This is a genomic window from Frigoribacterium sp. Leaf164 (assembly GCF_001423665.1).
GTDB classification, from domain to species: Bacteria; Actinomycetota; Actinomycetes; order Actinomycetales; family Microbacteriaceae; genus Frigoribacterium; species Frigoribacterium endophyticum.
Genome location: NZ_LMOX01000006.1, coordinates 1 through 1,979 on the forward strand (window position 1 = coordinate 1; position 1,979 = coordinate 1,979).

Sequence of the window (1,979 nt, forward strand, 5' to 3'; positions counted from 1 at the left end):
CGAACGAGCGGGTCGACACGATCGGGTCGAGGTTCTCCCAGTACGGGGTCTCCGTCACGGTCATCGTGTGGTCGCCCTCCGCGAGCGGAGCATCGACCTCCACCGTCCAGGTGCCGTCCGCGAGGACGTCGGCCTTGCCGATCTCGTCGGCGAGGACGCCGACGCCGTCCGTGTCGGTGGTGACCTCGACGGTCGATCCGGGGATGCCCACGCCCGTGAGGGTCGCAGTGTCGGCGGCGATCGTCTCGCCGTCGGCGGGGGAGACGACGTTCAGCGGCCAGTCGGCCGGGGCGGTGCTGCCCTCGGTCTCGACGAGGGTGATCGTCGTGCGCTCCGACATGTCGAGGCTCCGGACGGTGATCAGGTCGATCTGCTCGCCGGCGTGCTCGGCACCGATGTTGAACATGAAGGCACCGTTCCAGGTGGTCTCCGTCCCGTCGACGTAGACGCCGTCGGCCTGCGCGATCACGCCCGGCAGCTCCCACTCGGTGGCGAAGTAGCTGGCCGTGCCCTGGATGTAGTAGCTGCCGTCGCTCGCGGGGAAGACCGCGTGCATCGTCGGCGCCGTGAGCGGGGACGGCTCAGGCGCCTCGAGCGGGGTGAGGGGCGCGTCGAGCGAGCGGCCCTCGCGCTCGAGCGAGATGCCGGTGATCGTGGCGGTCTGCCCGGCCAGGCCCGCGGGCAGGATGAAGGTGAACCGACCGTGCTGGGCGCGCACGGTCTCCACGTGGTCGCCGACCTCGATCCGGGCCTCGGCGGCTCGGGTCGAGATGCCGCGCAGCACGATCTGGCCGTCGGCGTCCTCCGTCACCGACGAGAGCATCGGCAGGGCCGGGGTCCAGTCGCCGTCGGCGGTGTCGGCGACGGTGAACGACGCACCGGCTCGCTGCTGCGCGGCCGAGGCCCACGTCGGGGTCTCGACGACGGTCGTCTCATAGCTGCCGGCGGGCAGCGCGGCCGAGGTGCAGCTCCAGTCGCCGGTGACGGCGACGCGCGTCTCGCAGAGGGTCGCCGTGCTGCGGGCGGTCTCGCCGTCGCGGGTCACGACGATCTGCGAGTTGGGGATGCCCGTGCCGGCGAAGGTCGGAGCGGGCTCCGCGACGACCTCGCCCTGCGCGGGGGAGGCGAGCTGGAGGGGGTGCGTGTCGGACGCCGTGTTGCGCTCCGTGGGGACGAGCACGACCGGCGTCGCCTCGCTGGCGCGGCCCCGGTAGTAGGCCGTGACGTCGATCGTCTCGCCGGCGCGCGAGGCGGGCACCACGAGCGAGAACGCCCCGTTATCGGACGGGAAGTCCCACGACGCGCCCGATCTGCTGGCCCAGACCTCGGTCTTGGTGAAGAGGTCCGGCTCGTGCGCCACGGTGCCCTCGATCACGAGGTGGTCGTCGTCGTACTGGCTCACCGCGTGGACGACGGGCGTGCCGGGGGCTCGGTCCTCGCCCTCCGCGTGCTGCAGCTCGAGGACGAACTCGACCTCGACCCGGCCCTGTGGCGTGTACGCCATCAGCGTGGCCGGCTTGCCCAGGTCGGCGAGGTCGACCGAGGTGGCGAAGCGGTCGTCCCAGACGGCGGCGGTGTAGCGGCCGCCTCCCTCGACGTCGATCCCGGCGAGCCGGGCGCCCGGCGCCAGGCCGGCGACCGCGAGCTCGCCGTCGTCGCCCTGTTCGACGAAGGCGATGCGAGGCGCGGCCGGGGCGGCGGTGGGGGCGGAGGCCGTCGGCTGCGACGCGGCCGAGGCCTGGTCGACGTCGGTGGTGGCGGCAGGGGCCGCGAGGGCCGCGGCGGGGGCGAGGGTGCCCGCGGCGAGGGCCGCGAGGCCCACGGCCGCGAGGCCGGTTCTGATCGTGCTCATGTCTTCTTCCGGATGGAGGGAAAGGGGAGACCGATCGGGGCGGCCAGCCGATATCTTACATGCCGACGGGCGAGGCCCCCTGCAGCTGGTGCTGCGGGGGGCCTCGTCGTGGTGTTGGTGCTGTGTC

The 1,979-nt window shown here is 73.2% G+C and carries 1 protein-coding gene; it reads right to left on the bottom strand.

Annotation, left to right across the window (positions count from 1 at the left end; translation table 11 throughout):
• Positions 1-1,852, bottom strand: a 1,852-nt coding sequence (locus tag ASF82_RS15040) for an Ig-like domain-containing protein (protein ID WP_156370280.1), incomplete at its 3' end; no start/stop codon positions are given.
• Positions 1,853-1,979 lie beyond the last annotated feature (127 nt).